The organism is Arenibaculum sp. (genome assembly GCF_035998295.1).
Taxonomy (GTDB): Bacteria; Pseudomonadota; Alphaproteobacteria; order Azospirillales; family Azospirillaceae; genus DASYHS01.
Window position 1 is genome coordinate 12,389 of record NZ_DASYHS010000141.1, and the last position, 20,157, is coordinate 32,545.

General features: G+C 71.0%; 23 protein-coding genes. 2 read left to right on the plus strand and 21 right to left on the minus strand.

The genetic code is table 11. The annotated features are described in order from the left end of the window. Positions 1-14: 14 nt before the first annotated feature. From nusA to VGO20_RS13685, 12 genes are all read right to left on the minus strand, one after another. Positions 15-1,529 carry a transcription termination factor NusA gene (nusA, locus tag VGO20_RS13630; RefSeq protein WP_327502905.1) on the minus strand — a complete coding sequence of 505 codons (1,515 nt, stop codon included), beginning with the start codon at positions 1,527-1,529 and terminating at the stop codon, positions 15-17. Positions 1,530-1,598: 69 nt separating this feature from the next. Next, on the minus strand, positions 1,599-2,087 hold the full coding sequence (gene rimP, locus VGO20_RS13635) for a ribosome maturation factor RimP (RefSeq protein ID WP_414639815.1): 489 nt from the start codon (positions 2,085-2,087) through the stop codon (positions 1,599-1,601). Between the two features lie 182 nt (positions 2,088-2,269). Continuing rightward, positions 2,270-2,980, minus strand: coding sequence for a tRNA (guanine(46)-N(7))-methyltransferase TrmB (gene trmB / locus VGO20_RS13640; RefSeq protein WP_327502926.1), 711 nt, complete (start codon positions 2,978-2,980; stop codon positions 2,270-2,272). A 284-nt stretch (positions 2,981-3,264) separates the two neighbouring features. Beyond that, entirely contained in the window at positions 3,265-3,738 is a 474-nt protein-coding gene (locus VGO20_RS13645) for a helix-turn-helix domain-containing protein (protein WP_327502907.1), read from the minus strand. Positions 3,739-3,854: 116 nt separating this feature from the next. Then, on the minus strand, positions 3,855-5,453 hold the full coding sequence (gene lnt / locus VGO20_RS13650) for an apolipoprotein N-acyltransferase (protein ID WP_327502908.1): 1,599 nt from the start codon (positions 5,451-5,453) through the stop codon (positions 3,855-3,857). 61 nt (positions 5,454-5,514) lie between these two features. Next, a complete protein-coding gene (locus VGO20_RS13655; protein WP_327502909.1) occupies positions 5,515-6,441 on the minus strand; it encodes a hemolysin family protein in 927 nt (308 codons plus the stop codon). A gap of 2 nt (positions 6,442-6,443) precedes the next feature. Next, the gene (gene ybeY / locus VGO20_RS13660) at positions 6,444-6,986 is read right to left on the minus strand and encodes an rRNA maturation RNase YbeY (RefSeq protein WP_327502910.1); all 543 of its coding nucleotides are present in this window, start codon (positions 6,984-6,986) and stop codon (positions 6,444-6,446) included. Then, on the minus strand, positions 6,983-7,975 hold the full coding sequence (locus VGO20_RS13665) for a PhoH family protein (RefSeq protein ID WP_327502911.1): 993 nt from the start codon (positions 7,973-7,975) through the stop codon (positions 6,983-6,985). The genes ybeY and VGO20_RS13665 overlap by 4 nt, the downstream gene beginning before the upstream one ends. Beyond that, positions 7,972-9,381 (minus strand): tRNA (N6-isopentenyl adenosine(37)-C2)-methylthiotransferase MiaB, encoded by a 1,410-nt coding sequence (gene miaB / locus VGO20_RS13670; protein WP_327502912.1) that lies wholly within the window; start codon positions 9,379-9,381, stop codon positions 7,972-7,974. Before miaB ends, VGO20_RS13665 begins: the two co-directional genes overlap by 4 nt. A gap of 152 nt (positions 9,382-9,533) precedes the next feature. Beyond that, on the minus strand, positions 9,534-10,445 hold the full coding sequence (locus VGO20_RS13675) for a lysophospholipid acyltransferase family protein (protein ID WP_327502913.1): 912 nt from the start codon (positions 10,443-10,445) through the stop codon (positions 9,534-9,536). Then, complete coding sequence (locus VGO20_RS13680; RefSeq protein ID WP_327502914.1) at positions 10,442-11,272, minus strand: GNAT family N-acetyltransferase; 831 nt, start codon at positions 11,270-11,272, stop codon at positions 10,442-10,444. The genes VGO20_RS13675 and VGO20_RS13680 overlap by 4 nt, the downstream gene beginning before the upstream one ends. 130 nt (positions 11,273-11,402) lie before the next feature. Beyond that, entirely contained in the window at positions 11,403-11,819 is a 417-nt protein-coding gene (locus VGO20_RS13685; RefSeq protein WP_327502915.1) for a Ros/MucR family transcriptional regulator, read from the minus strand. A 90-nt stretch (positions 11,820-11,909) separates the two neighbouring features. Between VGO20_RS13685 and VGO20_RS13690 the strand changes: the two genes are divergently transcribed. Next, a complete protein-coding gene (locus VGO20_RS13690; protein WP_327502916.1) occupies positions 11,910-12,167 on the plus strand; it encodes a sulfurtransferase TusA family protein in 258 nt (85 codons plus the stop codon). On the opposite strand, the gene rimI is transcribed toward VGO20_RS13690, so the two are convergent. The 9 genes from rimI to trpS form a co-directional block, all read right to left on the minus strand. Next, a complete protein-coding gene (gene rimI / locus VGO20_RS13695) occupies positions 12,162-12,629 on the minus strand; it encodes a ribosomal protein S18-alanine N-acetyltransferase (protein ID WP_327502917.1) in 468 nt (155 codons plus the stop codon). The genes VGO20_RS13690 and rimI overlap by 6 nt on opposite strands. Beyond that, positions 12,626-13,285: a tRNA (adenosine(37)-N6)-threonylcarbamoyltransferase complex dimerization subunit type 1 TsaB gene (gene tsaB, locus VGO20_RS13700; protein WP_327502918.1), complete on the minus strand. Its 660-nt coding sequence runs from the start codon at positions 13,283-13,285 to the stop codon at positions 12,626-12,628. The genes rimI and tsaB overlap by 4 nt, the downstream gene beginning before the upstream one ends. A 152-nt stretch (positions 13,286-13,437) precedes the next feature. Further along, complete coding sequence (locus tag VGO20_RS13705) at positions 13,438-15,240, minus strand: glucosaminidase domain-containing protein (RefSeq protein WP_327502919.1); 1,803 nt, start codon at positions 15,238-15,240, stop codon at positions 13,438-13,440. 127 nt (positions 15,241-15,367) lie between these two features. After that, positions 15,368-15,919 (minus strand): NifU family protein, encoded by a 552-nt coding sequence (locus tag VGO20_RS13710; RefSeq protein ID WP_327502920.1) that lies wholly within the window; start codon positions 15,917-15,919, stop codon positions 15,368-15,370. 107 nt (positions 15,920-16,026) lie between these two features. Beyond that, complete coding sequence (locus VGO20_RS13715) at positions 16,027-16,524, minus strand: universal stress protein (RefSeq protein WP_327502921.1); 498 nt, start codon at positions 16,522-16,524, stop codon at positions 16,027-16,029. A gap of 3 nt (positions 16,525-16,527) precedes the next feature. Next, positions 16,528-17,295 (minus strand): TIGR02186 family protein, encoded by a 768-nt coding sequence (locus VGO20_RS13720; protein WP_327502922.1) that lies wholly within the window; start codon positions 17,293-17,295, stop codon positions 16,528-16,530. Then, complete coding sequence (locus tag VGO20_RS13725) at positions 17,292-18,209, minus strand: sulfite exporter TauE/SafE family protein (protein WP_327502923.1); 918 nt, start codon at positions 18,207-18,209, stop codon at positions 17,292-17,294. Before VGO20_RS13725 ends, VGO20_RS13720 begins: the two co-directional genes overlap by 4 nt. Before the next feature lie 32 nt (positions 18,210-18,241). Then, positions 18,242-18,814, minus strand: coding sequence for a pyroglutamyl-peptidase I (locus VGO20_RS13730; RefSeq protein ID WP_327502924.1), 573 nt, complete (start codon positions 18,812-18,814; stop codon positions 18,242-18,244). After that, positions 18,811-19,812 carry a tryptophan--tRNA ligase gene (gene trpS, locus VGO20_RS13735; protein ID WP_327502925.1) on the minus strand — a complete coding sequence of 334 codons (1,002 nt, stop codon included), beginning with the start codon at positions 19,810-19,812 and terminating at the stop codon, positions 18,811-18,813. Before trpS ends, VGO20_RS13730 begins: the two co-directional genes overlap by 4 nt. A 168-nt stretch (positions 19,813-19,980) precedes the next feature. Here trpS and VGO20_RS13740 point away from each other — a divergent pair. After that, the coding region (locus VGO20_RS13740) for an ArsR/SmtB family transcription factor (protein ID WP_327502927.1) at positions 19,981-20,157 on the plus strand (177 nt) is incomplete at its 3' end.

A 20,157-nucleotide genomic window follows, 5' to 3' on the forward strand; every position in this document is an offset into this window, starting at 1 on the left:
CTCGCTCCCGAGCGTCACGCGTTGGACTGCGCACCGAGCGTGCCGTCGGTCTCGTCGGAGAACCAGTGGGCACGGGCAGCCATGATGATGTCGTTGGCGTCGGCGGTGCTCAGCGCATCCTTGCCGACGAGGTCCCGAAGCTCGTCGCCGGCGAGGTCGCCGAGGTCGTCGAGCGTCTTGACGCCGTTCTCGCCGAGCTTGACCAGCATGGAGGGGGTGAGCCCGTCGAGCTCCGCCACTTCCTCGCTGACGCCCAGCTCCTGGCGCCGTTCCGTGAGCACCCGGTCCTGCTCGTCGAGATAGACCCGGGCGCGTTCCTTGAGCTCGTCGGCCACGTCCTCGTCGAAGCCCTCGATCTCGGCCAGCTCCTCCGTCTCGACGAAGGCGATCTCCTCGACCGAGGTGAACCCTTCGGCCACCAGTAGATGGGCAATGACGTCGTCCACGTCCAGCGCGTCGATGAAGAGCTGGCTGCGCGTCTTCATTTCCTCCGAGCGCTTCTCCGATTCCTCGGCCTCGGTCATGATGTCGATGTCCCAGCCGGTGAGCTGGCTCGCCAGCCGGACGTTCTGGCCGCGGCGGCCGATCGCCAGGCTGAGCTGGTCGTCGGGGACGACGACCTCGATGCGCTTGCTCTCCTCGTCGAGGACGACCTTCGTCACCTCGGCCGGGGCGAGCGCGTTGACCACGAAGGTGGCGGGATCGCCCGACCACGGGATGATGTCGATCTTCTCGCCCTGCAGCTCGCCGACCACGGCCTGCACGCGCGAGCCGCGCATGCCGACGCAGGCGCCGACCGGGTCGATGGAGCTGTCGTGGCTGACCACGGCGATCTTGGCCCGCGAGCCGGGGTCGCGCGCCACCGCCTTGATCTCGATGATGCCGTCGTAGATCTCCGGCACTTCCTGGGAGAACAGCTTCGCCATGAAGGCGGGATGGGTGCGGGACAGGAAGATCTGCGGCCCGCGCGCCTCCTGGCGGACGTCGTAGATGTACGCGCGCACGCGGTCGCCGTTCTTGAAATGCTCGCGCGGGAGCAGCTCGTCGCGCCGGAGCACCGCCTCGGCCCGGCCGAGGTCGACCGTCACGTTGCCGTACTCGACGCGCTTGACCAGCCCGTTGACGATCTCGCCGACGCGGTCCTTGTACTCCCGGTACTGGCGCTGGCGCTCGGCCTCGCGCACCTTCTGGACGATCACCTGCTTGGCGGTCTGCGCGGCGATCCGGCCGAAATCGATCGGCGGCAGCTCGTCCGTCAGCAGGTCGCCGAGCGTCGCGTCGGTCTTGACCCGCCGCGCGTCGTCGAGGGTCAGCTGCGTCGCCTCGTTCTCGACGGCTTCGACCACCTCCATGCAGCGCACCAGCCGGATGTCGCCGGTCTTGCGGTCGATATGCGCGCGGATGTCGTGCTCGTGCCCGTATTTGGAGCGGCCGGCCTTCTGGATCGCCTGCTCCATCGCCTCGAGGACCTCGTCCCGGTCGATGCTCTTTTCGCGGGCAACCGCATCGGCGACTTGTAGCAGTTCCATTCCGGATGTTCCTGGCGTTCTTCTGGGATCGGACCGGCGGCCTCGGTCTGCGGCCGGTGGCGGTCGTCGCTAGTGTTGCGGCTTGGTGCTGGCGTCGATCAACTCGTCGGTCAGGATCAGCTTCGCCTTCTGGATGGTATCGTAGGGGATCTCGACCGCTCCCTCCTGCGTCTCCACCCTGACGCGCTCGTCCTGCGTGCCCCGGATATGGCCGCGGAAGCGCTTGCGGCCCTCGATCGGGAAGCGGGTCTCGATCCGCGCCTCGAAACCGGCGAACCGGTCGTAGTCCTTCAGCCGGGTCAGCGGCCGATCGATCCCCGGCGAGCTGACTTCGAGCGTGTATGCACCCTTGATCGGATCCTCGACGTCGAGAAGCGCCGAAACCGCGCGGCTGATGTCCGCGCAGTCGTCAACCGTCATCGCCTCGCCGTCCGTCCGTTCGGCCATCACCTGCAGGACGGGCCGCTGGGTGCCGGAGATCTGGACCCGCACGACTTCGTAGCCCATGTCTTCCACCGCGGGTGCGATGATCTGCCTGATCCGTTCGGTTGCGTCCATGCCACTCAGACTGAAGACCCGATTCGCCAAAAAACAAAAAAGGCGGGCCGTTGGCCCACCCGACAGCGATCCACCGGGCTAGGGGTTCCCTGCCCGTCGGATCGTATGGGATCACGGGTGAAAATATAGCCATTCCACCGCGACGGGCAAGGCTTTTTCCTCGTCGCGGCGTCGTCTTCGCCTCAAGGGCGCGCGCGCCTGCGGAATCTCAGGAATACCGGCGTCCGTCCCGCTTCGATCGCCTTCGCTTCGTAGCGCGTCTGCGGCCAGTCCTCCGGACGCGTCTGCCAGTCCGCGGGCCCGCGCGCCAGCCATTCGAAATCCGGGTGCCGCCAGGTGTGCTCGAGCATCCAGGAAACCAGGGACGGGTCGTCGCTGGCCAGCCGCAGTTCCGCGCCGTCCGCCAGCACGCGCGCGAGCCGGGGCAGGTTGGCGGGGCCGACGAAGCGGCGGCGATGGTGGCGGACCTTCGGCCAGGGGTCGGCGAAGAGGATGAAGCAGCGGCCGACGGACGCGTCCGCGAGCGCGTCGATCAGCGGGCGCGCGTCGTCGTCGTGGATGCGGACATTGGCGAGCCCGCCGACCTCGACGTGGCTCAGCAGGCTCGCGACCCCGTTGACGAAGGGTTCGCAGCCGATCATGCCGATCCCGGGATGCGCGGCGGCCTGCCACGCCAGATGCTCGCCGCCGCCGAAGCCGACTTCGAGCCAGACCTCCGCCGGCGGGCGCTCGAACAGCGACCGGGGGTCCAGGCGGGCGCCCGGGCCGGGCAAGGGGGCAGGCAGGGAGACGCGCAGGCGCGGCAGGAGGGTTTCGACGAGCGCGCTCTTGTGCCGGCGGAGCTTGCGTCCGTGGCGGCGGCCGAAGACCTTGTCGGCCGGAGCGCCCGTCAGGGAAGCCGTCGAGGAGCCCGTGGAGGAATAGCTGTCTTTCGCCACGGCTTGCCCCGGCGGGAAGGTTGGGTGCGGACGGGGTCCGTCCGGCGCGCCGGAACCGCCGCGCAGGCGTCTTCTCGCAAGAGCGGCCGGGCCCGGTCAAGCCGGGACGTGCCTCGGCGCCCGTCCGGCCGGTACCGGACGGGGCCGCGATCCCGGCCGGTTCGGTCCGATGCGGACTGGGCCGCGTTCGGTCCGATGCGGCCTGGGCCGCGTTCAGTCCGATGCGGCCTGGGCCGCGTTCAGTCCGATGCGGCCTGGGCCGCGTTCGCCACGGACTTCGTCAGCTCGAAGATCCGCTTGCGGACCTGGGGGTCCGTGATGCGGTAGTAGGCGCGCACGAGTTCGAGCGTCTCGCGCTTGGCCATCGGATCGGGCTCGAACCCGGCTTGGCGCTCGACCTCGGCGGAGGCGGCCTGGTCGAGCGGATAGCTCTCCTGGTCGACCGGCATGTCGTCGAAGAAGAACGACACCGGGACGTCGAGCACGCGGCTGAGGTCGAACAGCCGGCTGGCGCCGATGCGGTTCGCGCCGCGCTCGTATTTCTGCACCTGCTGGAACGTCAGGCCGATGGCTTCGCCGAGCTTTTCCTGGCTCATCCCGAGGAGCGTGCGGCGAAGACGGACCCGCGACCCGACATGGACGTCGATCGGGTTCGGCTTTCCCGTCCGCGGCCGTCCGCCGACGCCCCGGCGGCCTCTCGTTTGTGGCTGCATGCGCAAACCCCTGTTGGAAAAAATTGTCTCTAACTTATCAGGCACGCACGGGTATGCAGTCAATGGTTGGTATGGCCGCAGGGACGTGCACGCGCATACAAATATATGTGTGCACTTCAGCGGCCATGTCGAGCCAGGGTTGCGAAAACCCCTTGAATAAAAAGCATTACCACCAATAGCGCATCCCCGTATCGGGAGTATAGGGTCGGGGCAGCGGCCGCGGGCAGCGGCGCGTCGACGACGCCGGTTTCCCCGAGGCCGAGCCGGGCGACGACGCGGCCATGGGCGTCGACGACGCCGGAGATGCCGGTGTTGGCCGCGCGGACCAGCGGCAGCCCTTCCTCGACCGCCCGCACCCGCGAGATCGCGAAATGCTGGTGGGGGCCGGCGCTGATGCCGTACCAGGCGTCGTTGGTCAGGTTCAGCAACCATTCCGGGCGGTCGCCGGGAGCGGCGACGGCGCCGGGGAAGATCACCTCGTAGCAGATCAGCGGGCTGAACGACGGCAGGCCGGGCAGCCGCATCGTCCTGATGCCGGAACCGGGGGTGAAGTCGCCGTTCGCCGCGGCGACGGCGGGCAGCGGCACCCAGCGGCGCAGGGGCATGTACTCGCCGAACGGCACCAGATGGGCCTTGTCGTAGATGCCCGCGACCTCGCCGGCACCGTCGAGCGCGATCATGCTGTTGCGGAATTCCCGCCGGTCGGCGGGGCCTTCAACGCGCGGCGCGCCGGTCAGCGTCAGGCCGCCGGGCGGCGTGACCGCCGCGACGGCCAGCCGGAGCGCCATGTCCTGCTCGATCAGGAAGGGCACCGCCGTCTCCGGCCAGATCACGTGGGTCACCGGGCGGTCGCCGGGCTGCGCCGCAAGGTCGAGATGGCGCTGGAAATTGGCCTCGCGCTGGCCCGGCGCCCATTTCAGCCGCTGGTCGATGTTGGGCTGGACGATGCGCAGGCGGACGCCCTCGACCATTTCCGCCGGCGCGGTCGAGAGCCGCCAGGCCCCGTGCGCCGCCAGCACCGCGATGCCGGCGAGCGCGGCGGCGGCGGCGGCCCAGGCGCGCCGTCGCGCGACCCCGGCCTCGCCGAACAAGGCCGGCAGCGCCGCCGCCGTCACCGTCAGCAGGCCCAGGCCGTAGACCCCGACATGGGCCGCGGTCTGCAGGACCGGCTCGAAGCCGACCCAGGAATAGCCGACGAGGTTCCAGGGAAAGCCGGTGAAGACGTGGCCCCTCAGCCATTCCGCCGAGGTCCACAGCACCCCGAAGGCGAGCACGCGCGCGAGGCCGCGCAGCGGCAGGACGTGCAGGCCGAGGGTGGCGAGCGCCGGGAACGTCGCCAGCACCGCCGGAAGCCCCGCCGCCGCGAACGGCATCATCCACCAGTACCGCTCCGCGTCCGTCAGCAGCGCGAAGGAGATCCAGTAGAGCCCGAACAGGAAATGGCCGAACCCGAACGCCCAGCCGATGGCGAAGGCCTGCCGCTTCGTGTGCGCGCCCGACAGCAGCCAGAGCAGCGCCGGCACCGCGGCCGCGAGCACGGGAACGGCGTGGGCGGGGGGCAGCGCGAGCGTGGCAAGCGCGCCGAGGGCGAAGGAGAGGGCGAGGCGCCGCCAGCCCCGCAGGGCGGCGATGGCCGCCGCGAGCCGCCCGAGCGGCGGCGCGGGCGCCGCGCGCGCGGCTTCGCGTCCCGTCGCGATACCGGTTCCGACCGTCACCGTTTCCAGTCCTCCGCCGCGCGTGGGGGCGTGCCCCTCCGGCCGGCTCTTCGTGGCGTTCTCAGCCGGAAGCGGCCGCGTCGTCGGCCGGCCGCGTCGTGTCCGGGAGGTTGCGCACCCGCAACCGCTTGATGCGCCGGGGGTCGGCCTCGACGACCTCGAATTCCAGTCCCGAGGGGTGTTTCAGCAGCTCGCCCCGGGTCGGGACCCGGCCCGCCAGCGCGAAGACCAGGCCGCCCAGGGTGTCGACGTCGTCCATCTCCTCCTGGTCGAGGATCGGCCCGACCTGCTCGATGAACTCCTCGATCGGTAGGCGGGCGTCGGCGAGCAGCGTGCCGTCCGGCCGGTTCACCAGGAGCGGCGGCTCCTCCTCGTCGTGCTCGTCCTCGATCTCGCCGACGATCTCCTCGACCAGGTCCTCGATCGTGACCAGCCCGTCGATGCCGCCGAACTCGTCGACGACCAGCGCGATGTGCTGCCGCGTCTGGCGCATCTGCAGCAGCAGGTCCAGCACCGGCATGCTCGGCGCGACGATCAGCACGTCGCGGACGATGTCAGCCATCCGGAACGGCTTCTTCTCGGCGACGCAGGCCAGCACGTCCTTGATGTGGACGAAGCCGATCACGTCGTCCAGCGTCTCCCGGTAGACGGGCAGGCGCGAATGGGCCTCCGACGCCATCTTCTCGATCAGATCCGGCAGCGTGATCGCCGCGTCCACCGCGACGATGTCGGCGCGCGGCACCATGGCGTCGACGACGGTCGTGTCGCGCAGCTTCAGGATGTTGGCGAGGAGGACCCGCTCGTCGGCGGCGATCGACCCTTCGGTCTCGCGCCGCTCCTCGATCAGCTCCTCGATCGTGTCGCGCAGCGTCGTGTCGCTGCGCCCTCCCAGGATGCCCCGGAGCCAGCCCTTCAGGGGATGGGGAAGGGAGGCTTGCTCGTCAGCCCCGTATTCACGGGGCCATCTACTGCCAGATTGGTCGTTCATCGTCATTCGGGTCGGGGTTCGGGGCGCATGCCGTCCATGTAGGGGTCGGCGATGCCGAGCCCGTCGAGAATCCGCGCCTCGAGGCGCTCCATTCGGTCGGCATCCTCATCGGTCTCATGATCATAACCGAGAAGATGCAAAACGCCATGGACTACGAGGTGGGTCGCGTGGTCGTCCAGGGTCTTGCCCTGGGCGTCCGATTCCGCCTCGACGGTCCCATGGGCGAGGATCACGTCGCCGACCAATATGGGGGCGCCGGCGACCGCTTCCACCTCCTCGTCCTCGTCGTCCAGCAGCGCGAAGGAGAGCACGTTGGTCGGCTTGTCCTTGCCGCGGTAGTCCCGGTTCAGCCGGTGGACCAGCGCGTCGTCGGCCAGCACGATGCCGATCTCGGCCCCGCTCGCCGCCCCTTCCAGGCGGGGCGGGCGGTCGGCGGCGGCCCAGGCGGCCCGGGCCGCCCCGGCGAGGCGGTCGGCGAGCCCGGGCCGGCGCTCCCAGGCCTCCTCGTCGATCGCGACGTTGACGTCGACGTCGGTCGCGCTCACCCGCCGGCCTTCCGGTCGTGCTCGTCGTAGGCGCGCACGATGCGCCCGACCAGCGGGTGGCGCACGACGTCGGCCTCGGTGAACTGGACGAAGCTGACGCCCTCGACGCCCTGGAGGATGCCCATCGCCTCCTTCAGTCCCGAGCGGGTGCCCGAGGGCAGGTCGATCTGGGTGATGTCGCCGGTGATCGCCATGCGCCCGTTCTCCCCCAGCCGGGTCAGGAACATCTTCATCTGCATCGGCGTCGTATTCTGGGCCTCGTCCAGGATCACGTAGGCGTTGGCCAGCGTGCGCCCGCGCATGAAGGCGAGGGGGGCGACCTCGATCTCGCCGCTGGCGAGCCGCTTGGCCACCTGCTCGGCCGGCATCATGTCGTACAGCGCGTCGTAGAGCGGCCGCAGATAGGGATCGACCTTCTCGCGCAGGTCGCCGGGCAGGAAGCCCAGCCGCTCGCCCGCCTCGACGGCGGGCCGCGACAGGATGATCCGGTCGACCTGGCCAGAGGTCAGCATCGACACCGCCTGCGCCACGGCGAGGTAGGTCTTGCCCGTGCCCGCCGGCCCCAGCCCGAACACCAGCTCGCTGTCCTGCAGCGCCTTCAGGTAGGTGGCCTGGGTCGCGCTGCGCGGCGAGATCGACCGGCGGCGCGTCTTGACGTTGAAGTCGGGCCGCGTGATGGCCGCCATCACGGTGTCCCTGTCGCCGACGCCGACCGGCGTGGTCGCCATCCGCAGCGCCGCGTCGACCTCGCCGGGGCCGACGGTCATGTTCTGCTTCAGGCGCTCCCAGAGCGCCTCGATCGCGCTGCGGGCCGATTCGGCCGATTCGGGCGGCCCCGCGATGGTCAGCCGGTTGCCGCGGCTGATCAGGGAGACGCCGAGCTGCGTCTCGATGCGGGCGAGGTGGCTGTCGTGCTCTCCGTAGAGCAGCGCCAGCAGCCGGTTATCGTCGAACTGAAGGTCGATGCGGCGGTCAGGAACGCCGGTCAAACGGCAGCCTCCACGACGGTGGCCTCCACGGCACTGGGTTGGGGGACAGCCGCCGTTCCGGCGGCCGCGAGGGTTCCGGCCAGGCTGTTGGCGCGGGCGGCGGTGATCTCGACCTCGACCGTGCTGCCGAGCAACCGCCCGGGAGCTTCGACCGGGACCGACTGCATCCAGGGGCTGCGCCCCAGGAGCTGGCCGGCGCGCCGGCCCCGCCGGTCCAGCAGGACGGGCACGGTGCGTCCGACCATGGACTGGTTGAAGGCGACCTGCTGCGCGTTCAGGAGCTGCTGCAGCGCGGCCAAGCGCTCCTCCTTCACGGCCTCGTCCACCTGGCGGCCGGCGGCGGCCGCGGCCGGCGTCCCTGGCCGCGGGCTGTACTTGAAGCTGTAGGCCTGCGCGTAGCCGACGTCGCCGACGAGGCGGAGCGTCTCGGCGAAGTCGGCGTCGGTCTCGCCCGGGAAGCCGACGATGAAGTCGGAGGACAGGGCGAGGTCGGGCCGCGCCGCGCGCATGCGCTCGACGATGCGGCGATAGTCGTCCGCGCGGTGCTTGCGGTTCATGGCCGCGAGGATGCGGTCCGAGCCGCTCTGCACCGGCAGGTGCACGAAGGGCATCAGCGCCGGGACCTCGCCATGGGCGGCGATCAGGTCGTCGTCCATGTCCAGGGGATGGGACGTGGTGTAGCGGATGCGCTCCAGCCCGTCGATCCCGGCCAGCTCGCGCGCCAGCCGGCCCAAGCCCCAGGCGGCCCCGGTCTCCCCGGGAGCCGCGCCGTGCCAGGCGTTGACGTTCTGGCCGAGCAGCGTGATCTCGCGGGCACCGCCCGCGACCAGCCGGCGCGCCTCCGCGATCACCGCCCCGGCCGGGCGCGAGAACTCGGCCCCGCGGGTATACGGGACGACGCAGAAGGTGCAGAACTTGTCGCAGCCTTCCTGGATCGACAGGAAGGCGGACACGCCCTGCGGCGCGCGCTCCTCCGGCAGCAGGTCGAACTTGCTCTCGACCGGGAAGTCGGTGTTGAGCACGCGCTCGCCCGCCCCGCGGGCGAGCTTCGCCACCATCTCGGGCAGGGAGTGATAGGTCTGCGGGCCGAAGACCATGTCGACATAGGGTGCCCGCGCCATGATCTCCTCGCCCTCGGCCTGGGCGACGCAGCCGGCGACGGCGATGATCATCCGCTCGCCCCCGGTCTCGCGCAGGGCCTTCTCCCGGCGCAGGCGGCCGAGCTCGGAGAAGACCTTCTCCGACGCTTTTTCCCGGATATGGCAGGTGTTGAGGATCACCATGTCGGCGCCTTCGGGGCCGTCCGACGTCTGGTAGCCCAGGGGTGCCAGGACATCCGCCATGCGGGCGGAGTCGTAGACGTTCATCTGGCAGCCCCAGGTCTTGATGAAGAGCTTCTTTTTCAAATGCGCGGTCCTGAGCGCCTGTCCGGTTCCTGTTTCATGTCCGCGAACGGCAAATGGCGCCCGACCCGGAGGGTCGCGCGGCGCCGGCCGACAGTAACATCACCCGCCGCTCCGGAGTCAACAGCGGCCGGGCGGGAATCGTCCCGGCGCGCTCAGCCGGGGACGGCGCCCGGGGCCCCGACGGGCCCGTTCTCCCGGGCTTCGGCGGCCGGGGGAGCGGCCTGGGGAGCGGGTGCAGGAGCGGCCGGCACGGGCTCCGGGGCGGGCCGGCCGGAGACGGCGGCGGCCACGCCGCCGGCGATCACCTGCCAGCAATGCTCCCCGAGCGCCTTGCGGCTCGGGAAGTCGTCGACCGTGACCGGGTCGTGGAACTGCACGCGCACCGTCAGCCGGCCCAGCCCGACCATGCGCCACAGATGGCCCACCAGGTCCATGTCGCCGTACCAGGCGTAGAGCGGGCGCAGCCCCCGGCCGAGCGGGATGCCGTCCAGCCGGGTGGCGGCCACCGACACGGGCTGGACCGTGACCGGGCGGTCGCCGGCCCGGGTCCCGGCGACGCTGAACAGCGCCGTCTTGAAGGGCAGGGTACGGTTGCCGTCGCTGCTGGTGCCCTCCGGAAACAGGATCAGCACGTCCCCGGCCTCGATGCGCGCGCGCATGTCGTCGCGATGGGCCGCGGCGTTGCGGACCTTGCGGTCGACGAAGACCGTTCGCTGCAGCTTGGCGAGCAGGCCGAAGAACGGCCAGGCGCCGACTTCGGTCTTGGCGACGAAGGAGCCGGGGACGAGGCCGCCCAGGACGACGATGTCGAGATAGGAGGAGTGGTTGGAGACGACGAGCATCGGCCGGTCCGCCGACGGGCGGCCGACCACGTCCAGCGCGATCCCCAGCAGCCGCGCGCATATCCGGTGGTAGCGGTACGGCAGCCGGTCGCGAAAGCGCGAGCCCGTCGCGACGAGCACGGCCTGGACCGGGATCAGCGCCAGCGTGAACGCGAGATAGGCCGCGAGCCTGGCGGCGCCGAGGAAGGGGGAGCCCAGGCGCATGGCGGCCGCGCGGCTCACGACGCCGCGTCGTCGCGCCGACGCTCGTAGTGGCGGTAGTACTTCTCGGTCACGAGCTCGGTCTTGACGACGATGCAGACGTCGGTGGTGTTGAACTGGTGGTCGATGACGGCGCCGTCGCCGACGAAGCCGCCGAGGCGCAGGTAGCCCTTGATCAGCGGCGGCAGCAGGTTGAGCGCGGCCTTGACGTCGATCTGGTGCTCTTCCAGCAGGCTCATGCGGCCGTAGCGCTCGGGCACCGCCACCGGCCGCAGCGCCGGCGGCGCCAGATGGTGGTAGTAGAGGTAGGACAGCGGCAGCGCCAGCGCCCCCGGGTCGGTGCCCGGCAGGCTCGCGCAGCCGAACATCAGGGCGATGTCGTGCTGGAACACGTAGGCGGCGATGCCGCGCCACAGGAGCTGCATCGTCGGGCGCGTACGGTAGCGCGCGTCGACGCAGGACCGTCCCAGCTCGAGGATCTCGCCGGGATAGTCGAGCAGATGCGAGATGTCGTACTCGTCCTCGGAGTAGAAGCGCCCCGCGCGGTCGGCGGCGGACCTGCGGATCAGCCGGTAGGTCCCGACCACCCGGCCCGGCCCGGGCGGCAGGTTGTGGTCGATCACCAGCAGGTGGTCGCACAGCCCGTCGAAGGCGTCGAAGTCGCGGTGCAGCGCCGCCATCTCGGGCGTGGGGCGGGCCGCCATCTCCTTGTAGAACACCCGGTAGCGGAGCGCCTGGGCCGCATCGATCTCGGCCGGGGTCGCCGCCAGCCGGACCTCGAGGTTTCCGGTGCCCGGCTCGCTCCGGCCGAGCGATTCGGAAAGGGTGTCGGCCATGCTCTCGTTCATGAGTGGTCCCGGTCGGCGCAGCACGCACCCCCGCCTGGGCGGGGGCGTTGCGTCGCGCGACAGGCATATCACAAACGCATGCGCCGCGGTCAACCGACTCTTGGGGCCGACCGTCGGGGCCGGCCGCGCCTCAGGCTGAGCCCCGGCGGGCGCGGGTTCCCAGCCCGATCTGCTTGGCGAGCTTGCTGCGCTGCTTGGCGTAGTTCGGCGCGACCATCGGGTAGTCGGGGGGAAGCTGCCAGCGGTCCCGGTACTCCTCCGGCGACATGTCGTAGGCGGTCTTGAGATGCCGCTTCAGCATCTTGAGCTTTTTGCCGTCCTCGAGGCAGACGATATAGTCGGGCGTGACCGACTTCTTGATCGGCACCGCGGGCTGCGGCCGCTCCTGCGCCGGGGCCGGCTCCACGCCGACGTTGGCGAGGGTCTTGTAGACCTGTTCGATGAGTTGGGGAAGGTCTGTAACGGGCACCATATTGTTGGACACGTGCGCCGCTACGATCTCTGTCGTCAAGGACAACAGTTCATTGGAGGGTGTCTCGTCGTTCATCCAACTTTGCTCCTGGATGCTGTCGATCTGACGTATAAGTCTTATTGCGCCCGGGTGCAATAACGTTTCATTCGGACGGAAGAGCAGGCTTTGAGCGACCAAAAAACAATGGGACAGTTCCTCGACATAACCAGGGACGTTTGCCCGTTAACCTTTGTGAAGGTGAAGTTGCGTCTGGAACGGCTGGCTCCGGGGGAGGTCCTGGACGTGCGTCTAAACGCGGGCGAGCCGCTGGAGAATGTACCGCGGGCGGCCGCCGAACTGGGCCATTCCGTCGAATTCCTGGGTGCGGAAGATCCGGGCGGCGGCGGCGTCCACCGCCTCAGGATACGGAAGTCCGCGTCATGAGGAGCGGCGTTCCGCCTCGATGATGTCGCGGCGCATCACCAGGGCCGTCATGCGCCCGTCCTTTCTACGGTAGTAGCCGGGCCTGCGCCCGACTTCCACGAAACTATTATTAGTATACAAACGAATTGCTGCGGGGTTGTCCTCGGCCACTTCGAGGAAGACGGTCTGCGCGCCGCGCTGCGTCGCCCGCTCGATCACGGTCGCGAGCAGGCGCGCGCCATGACCCCGGTTGCGCATGGCCGGCCGCACGCCCAGCGTGATGACCTCGGTCTCCCCCGCCGCCGTGCGCAGGATGACGAGGCCGGCGGCCCGGCCGCCCTCCTCGATCGAGACGAACCCCTCGTTGCCGGGATTGGCCAGGAGGGTCATGAAGCCGAGCGCCGGCCAAGCGTCCTCGGGGAAGGCGTCGGCGTGGATCTCCGCCAGCAGCGACGCGTCGGCGAGGCGGACCGGCCGGATCACGGGCGGGTCCCTCCCGGCAGGGTCACGTCGGGCGCGCGCAGGTAGAGCGGTCCCGGCATCCCGCCGCCCGGCTCCCGAGTCGCGGCGATGCGGGCGACGACCGCGGCATCGGGTGCGGCCTGGGCGGCGATCCTCGCGTCGGGATGCGCGGCGAGGGCGCCGGCCATGCGCTCCGCCCCGTCGCCGGCGACGAGCAGCGGGCCCTCGGGCAGGCGGACCTGGCCCGGCGGCGCCACCTGGGGCGCTTCCATCGGCGCCAGGTCGGGCGCGAAGCCCTGGACGAACAGCTCCGCCCGGCGCGACTCGACGGCCACCAGCACCGTCCGCCCGTCGCGCCGGCCGGCCGGGACCGCATGGGCGAAGGCTTCGAAGGTGGTGACGCCTATCAGGGGCCGGCCGGCGGCGAGCGCCATCGCGCGGGCCGTCGCGAGGCCGATTCGCAGCCCGGTGAAGCTGCCGGGGCCGACCGTGACCGCCAGCCGGTCCAGGTCGCCGAAGCCGAGGCCGGCCTCCTCCAGCGTCGCCAGCACCATCGGCACCAGGACCTCGGACTGGCCGCGCGCCATCGCCACGTCTCTCCGGGCGAGGACGGTGCCGTCGGCCGTCACCGCGGTGGAGCAGGCGCCGGTCGCGCAGTCGAGGGCGAGGATCTTCATGTGTCCTTCCGCTGGGTGGGCCACTGGGTGGGGCCACTGGGTGGGGCCGCCGGGTGGGGCCGGCGCATCTTCTAGGCCGGCCGGGCGGCCCCGTCGACCCGCGAGTTCCCCGATCTGCGAACCGCGGCCGACTCGGCAAGTTCCGCCGGCGCTCAGCCGCGCGTGCCGGCCGGCAGATACGTCCACAGAGCCGGCTCCTCGCCGTGGAGCCGTGCGCCGTCGAGCCGGTACAGCAGGTTGCCGCGGATGATCGCCTGCACGTTCGCGACATAGGCGGGGCCGCGTTCGGAATACTTGAGCAGTCCGCTCGCGAGCGTCAGCCCGTCGGGATACCTGCCGTCGGCGCGCTGGGCCGCCCGCGCCGCGCGCAGGCCGGTATAGGCCCAGTGGGTGTTGAGGTTGTGGACGTAGGAACGCACGCTGTCCAGCAGGCGGTCGAAGACGCGGATCCGGTAGTCCCGCCCCGGCCGGCCGCCGCGCGGCATCAGCCCGTCCTCGCCCAGCGTGATCTGCCCGAACAGCGCGTTGCCGTTGCGTGCGAAGCGCGACCTGCCCCAGCCGCTCTCCTCCGCCGCCTGGGCCAGGGCCAGCGACGGCGGCACGACGTCGACCCGCCGCAGCAGCCCGTCGAAGTCCACCTCGGCCCCGCCGGCCGCCTCCGGCGCGCGGTAGCGCTCGGCGAGCTGGGTCAGCCATGCCGCGTCCCGGTAGCCGTGCGCCAGCCCGTTCCGCGCCGCCTGCGCGAGCTGCTCCAGCCGCCGGCGGTCCGCCTCCACCTCCTCGTTGACGTGCAGCACCAGCGGCAGCACGGCCGCCAGGAAGCGCATCTTGCGCTCCTCGATGCTGCCGGCGCTCTCGATGTCGAGGGGCAGGCGCTCGACGAGCTGCCGCGGCACCGGGAGGCCGAGGTCGCTGGCCTCGTCGATCCGGCGCGGGTCGATCCGCACGGCGTGCCGGACGGTTTCGGGGAAGGCCTCCGGTTCCGCGATGTCGGGCAGCGGGGGTTCCGGGAGCGGGGAGGCGGGCGCCTCGGGCGCCTGCGCCATCTCCGCCTCGGCCATCTCCGCCTCGGGCACGGGCAGCGGAACCGGCTCCGGCCGGGGTGCGGCGCGCCGGGCCTGCCGTTCCGCTTCATCCAGCGCCGCGACCTGGGCCGCGGCGGCTTCGAGCACCGAGTCGAGGGTCGGGCCCGGCGGCGGTTCGTCGCTGGATGGGGCGTTGCCGGGGGCGGCCGGCGACGGCTCGACCGCCGCGGCTGCCGCGGCCGCGAGCAGGGCGTAGCTCGGCGCGAAGTCGGGCGGGGGCAGCGGTTCGGGCAGCCGGCTCCAGCTCGGCGGCACCGTGGACGCCAGCCGGCACGACCCGATGTCGACCAGTTCCAGCGCGACGAGCGGCAGCGCCGGGACCGGGGGCGCCAGTGGGGCGGGTTCCGGCGCGGCCGGTTCGTGCAGCGGCGCGCGCAACGGGATCGGCGCAGGCGCGGCCGGGCGGTCCAGAAGATGCGCGGCGTTGGCGGTGCGCGCCTCGTCCCGGTCGCAGGCGCCGACGCCCCCGGGCCACAGCGCCATATCGGGCGGTGGCCGTCGTTCCGGCGCCGGTCGGCGCAGCGGGACGAGCGTGGCCACGAGCCGCGGCGCCAGCGCCGCGGCGAGGTCGGCCGCCTTTACGGCGTCGAGGCTGCACATGCCGCCAGCCCCGGCATGCAGCGCGAGGGAGAGCGCCCGGGGCGGGGGCTGGGTCGTGGTGGCCTGAAGGGGGACGGCCTCGACCGGGACGGCCTGGACCGGGGCTGCCCGATGCGGCACGGGGGGAGGCGCCACCGCGACCACGACGGCCGCCGGCGCGTCGGATGACGCGGGCGCCGACCATTTCAGCCAGGCGCCGGTCCCCGCCCCCAGAACGAAGGCCGCCGCCCCGGCGGCGCAGACGCGCCGCCAGCCGAGCGGATGACCCATGCGAGCGTCCCTGTCCATTCCACCGCCGGTCCCGAAACGGGACCGGCCAGCCGTTCGACGCCCCGACGGGGCGGACGGTTGGCCGGAACGGACAGGTTAACCCTAGTGGGCTACCTCGCTCAAGGGGTCAGGCGGATTGCCGGACCTCGACGACCTCGGGGATGTAGTGGCGGAGCATGTTCTCGATGCCCGACTTCAAGGTGGCGGTCGAGCTCGGGCAGCCCGCGCAGGAGCCCTTCATGTGCAGAAAGACGACGCCGTCCTCGAAGCCCTCGAAGGTGATGTCGCCGCCGTCCATCGCGACCGCCGGGCGGACGCGCGTGTCCAGCAGCTCCTTGATCTGGCTGACGATCTCGTCGTCCTCGTCGCTGGCGGCATGGCCGTCCCCCGCGTCCTCGAGCACGATCGGCAGCCCGGCCATCATGTGTTCCATGATCGCGCCGAGGATCGACGGCTTCAGGAGGTACCAGTCGCGGTCCTCGGCCTTGGTCACGGTGACGAAGTCGGAGCCCAGGAAGACGCCGGTGACGCCCTCGACCTCGAACAGGCGCTGCGCCAGGGGCGAGCGCTGGGCCGCCTCGGCGTTCGGGAAATCGGCCGTTCCGTGGCCGAGCACGTCGCGTCCGGGCAGGAACTTGAGGGTCGCCGGGTTGGGGGTCTGCTCGGTCTGGATGAACATGGATCTTCTCCTCGGTCCCGGCTCCGCGCCGGCGTCGCTATCTCGAAGGTGGGACGGCGGGTGCCGGGGATCAAGCCTCGTTCCCGCCACCCTGCCGTGCGGCACGCTCAGGTCACGACCAGGAGCTGCTCCTCCGTCAGCGTGCCCGGCACCACCGTCAGCGGTATGGACAGCTTGGACACGCCCTTGCCGGTCAGATAGCTGACGAGGGGGCCGGGGCCTTCCGGCCCGGTGCCGGCGCCGAGCACGAGGATGGAGATCGACGGCTCCTCCTCGATCAGGCGCAGCAGCTCCTCCCGGCGGTTCCCCTCGCGCACGTAGAGGCCCGGCATCTTCCCGGTCAGCTCGTTGACGACGCGGGCATGGCGCTGGAGGATCTGCTCCGCCTCGGTCCGGCGCTCCTCGCGCATGATGTCCTCGACCGCCATCCAATGCTGGAAGTCCGCCGACTCCGTGACCACCAGCAGCGCGACCCGGCCGCCGGAGTTGCGCGCGCGGTAGCTCGCGTATTTCAAGGCCACGCCCAGTTCCGCGCTCTCGTCCAGGACCACCAGGAAGATGCGCGGGAATTTCTCCGGATGCTCCCGTCCGGTGCCGTCGGTCATGGTTCACACCCTGCGGAACACCGCTCCGGCCAGCCATCCCGCCGCCATCGCGAACACAATGGCGACGGTCGCGTAGAGCAGGGACTGGCGCGTCGCGAAATCGTACACGTCTGCGCTGAACCCGATCTTGCTGACGGCGAGCGGCGTCGTCTGCGCGCTGACCACGTCGCCGTCGCGGATCAGGTAGACGCTCACAATATACGCCCCCGTCGGGACGTTCGCGGGAAAATAGATCGTCGTGCGGAACAGCCGCTCGCCCAGGAAGGCGACCTGGGCGTGCTCGGTCGAATAGAGGCCGTCCTCCTGCTTCTTGCGGATCAAGGCCTCCCGGAACTCGCGGACGGTCTCGGGCGGCGCCGGCTCGCCCGGCACCAGGTTGAGGTAGCCGAGCCCGATCTCGTGGCGCTGGAGGACCGAATCCTCGACCAGCATCCCGAGCGGGCGCGTCGTGGCGACGCGATAGAAGCTCGGCACCTGCGTGAAGCCCAGCCTCCTGGTGTTGAGCCAGATCCCCGCCACCCGCTCCTTGCGGCGGACGACGGTGTCGTCCGGCGGACCCTGGACGACGACCGCGACGTCGCCCGGCCCGTCGACGGCGCCGAACAGGACGACCTCGGTCCCGGTGAACCCGGTCGTGATCGCGATCAGGTGGTGGGACAGGTCGGCGACCAGCGCCTGGGCCCGCAACGCCTGCGTGCCCGCGGCCAGCGCCCCCAGCGTGGCGCAGAGCAGGGCGGCCAGCCGCAGGCCGGGGACCGCGCGCGACGTCATGAGGCGACCGCGTTCGTGACGGAGTACAGGTCCTCGGGCACGGCGACCAGGTCCCAGGCGAGCCTGAAGGCCACGGCGACGACCAGCAGTCCGAGCAGGAAGCGCGCTTGGTCGGCCCGCAGGTAGCTGCCGGCGCGGGTGCCGAACTGGGCGCCGATCACGCCGCCCACCAGCAGCAGCAGGGCCAGCACGACGTCCACGGTCTGGTTCAGCGCCGCGTGCAGGAAGGTGGCGATGGCGGTGGAGAAGATGATCTGGAACAGCGAGGTGCCCGCCACCATCGCCGTCGGCATGCCCAGCAGGTAGATCATGGCGGGGACCAGCATGAACCCGCCGCCGATGCCCATGATCGCGACCAGGACGCCGCCGATGAAGCCGATGCCGCCGGGCAGCAGGGCGCTGACGTAGAGGCGCGAGCGCGGAAAGCGCATCTTCAGCGGCAGCCCGTGCAGCCAGGTGTGCTTGTGCAGCTTGCGTCGCTGGCCGGGGCGCCGGCGGCGCAGCAGCGCGCGGGCGCTCTCCACCAGCATCAGCGAGCCGATGCCGCCGAGAAACGCGACGTAGGACAGCGAGATCACGACGTCGATCTGGCCGAGGCGCTGGAGCACGCCGAAGATCACGACGCCGATCGCGGTGCCGGCGGCACCCCCGATCAGCATCACCCAGCCCATCTTCAGGTCGACGTTGTTGCGCCGCCAATGGGCCAGCACGCCCGACACGCTGGCCGCGACGAGCTGGTTGGACTGGGTCCCGACCGCGACCGCGGGCGGCACGCCGAGGAAGATCAGCAGCGGCGTCATCAGGAACCCGCCGCCGACGCCGAACAGCCCGGACAGGAATCCGACCGCGCTGCCGAGCGCCAGCACGAGCAGCGCGTTGACCGACATCTCGGCGATCGGGAGATAGATCTGCATGCCCAGGACGAGGCGGGGACCGGAAGGCTACCTTAGCCCGCAATGGCTGCGCGTGCTACCCCGATCAGGACGCGCGCGGCGAGACGCAGCCCTTCCGGCGTCAGCCCTCCCGCCCCGAGCGGCGGCAGGTGGACGAAGGTCATGGGCAGGGCGGGCCAGCGGTGCCGGGCCGAGAAGAACAGGTGGTTGCAGACATAGGCCCCGGCATGCGCGCTCGGTCCCGCCGGCAGCCCGGCCGCGCGCAGCGCGTCGACCATGGCGTCCACCGGCAGCCCGGCCCAGTGCCCGACCGGGCCGTCCCCGGCGATGCGCCGGCCGCGCCGGACCTCGCCGCCAGTGTCGGGAGCCTCGCTGTCGTCGAGGTTGAGGGCCACGCGCTCGACCCGGATGCGGTCGGTCCCGGCCGCGAGCCCGAACGCGATTGCCGCCGCCGGGCGGTGACGCTCGACCAGGTCGGCGAAGCCCGCAACCGCGCCGTCCCAGGTCACGGGGAGCACGGCGCCGACGACGCCGGGCTCGTCGCGGACCGCATGCGCGAGCAGGGCGCTCGGGTTGTCGGCGTTGTCGCCGAACGGGCCGAAGCCGGTGACCAGGATCGGAATCATCGCAGCCGGAGCAGGCCGATGATGTCCTTCAGCTCGCCCAGGTGGCGTGCGGCCATGTCTCCGGCCTTGTCGGCGCCGCGGCGCAGAATGCGGTCGATCTCGGCCGGGTCGCTCATGAGCCGGCGCATCTCGGCCGTGATCGGGCCCAGCCGGGCCACCGAGAGGTCGACCAGCGCCGACTTGAAGGTGCTGAAGGTCTGCCCGGCGAAGCGGTCCAGCGCCTGCTGGCGGCCGGAGCCCTCCAGCGCCGCGTAGATCGTGACGAGGTTGTCCGCCTCGGGCCGCTTCTCCAGCGCCTCCAGCGTATCGGGCAGCGGCTCGGGGTCGGTCTTGGCCTTGCGGATCTTCTGGGCGATCGCGTCGGCGTCGTCGGTCAGGTTGATGCGCGAATAATCGCTCTCGTCCGACTTCGACATCTTCTTCGTGCCGTCGCGCAGGCTCATGACGCGGGTCGCCTCGCCCAGGATCTGCGGTTCCGGCTGCGGGAAGTAGTCCACCGCGTAATGGCGGTTGAAGGCGCCGGCGATGTCGCGCGCCAGCTCGAGGTGCTGCTTCTGGTCCTCGCCGACCGGGACGTGCGTCGCCTTGTAGATCAGGATGTCGGCCGCCATCAGCACGGGATAGGCGTAGAGCCCGAGCACGGCGTTCTCGCGGTGCTTGCCGGCCTTGTCCTTGAACTGGGTCATCCGGTTCAGCCAGCCGAGCGGCGCGTGGCAGGACAGGATCCAGGACAGCTCGGCGTGCTGGGCGACGGCGGACTGGTTGAAGATGACGCAGCGCTCGGGATCGATGCCCGCCGCGATGTAGGCCGCCGCGACCTCGCGCGTGTTGGAGAGCAGGACGGCGGGGTCCTGGGGCAGGGTCAGCGCGTGCAGGTCGACGATGCAGAAGATGCTCTCGAACCGGTCCTGGAGCGCCACCCAGTTCCGCAGCGCGCCCAGGTAGTTGCCGAGATGAAGCTGGCGGGTCGGCTGCATGCCAGAGAAGATGCGGTCCACTTGTCCTCTCCACGGAAAACGGGCCGGGCGTTTATGAGGCCTGGACGCGCCCGAATCAAGCAGGGGAGGGGGAGGGGGCACGGCGCCGCCGTGCCGCCGTTCCCGCTTGACACACATATATCCCGTTGGTTATGGGTTTGATCGATAGCCAACGGGTTATGGGTCTCGATGCCGAACGCTCACGACGTGGTCTTCAGGACGCTCGCCGATCCGACGCGGCGGGCGATCTTCGAGCGGCTGTGCCGCGAGGGGGAGCAGACGGTCGGGGCCTTGACGGCCCGGGCCGGGGTGTCGCAGCCGGCCGTCTCCAAGCATCTCGGCGTCCTGAAACAGGCCGGGCTGGTG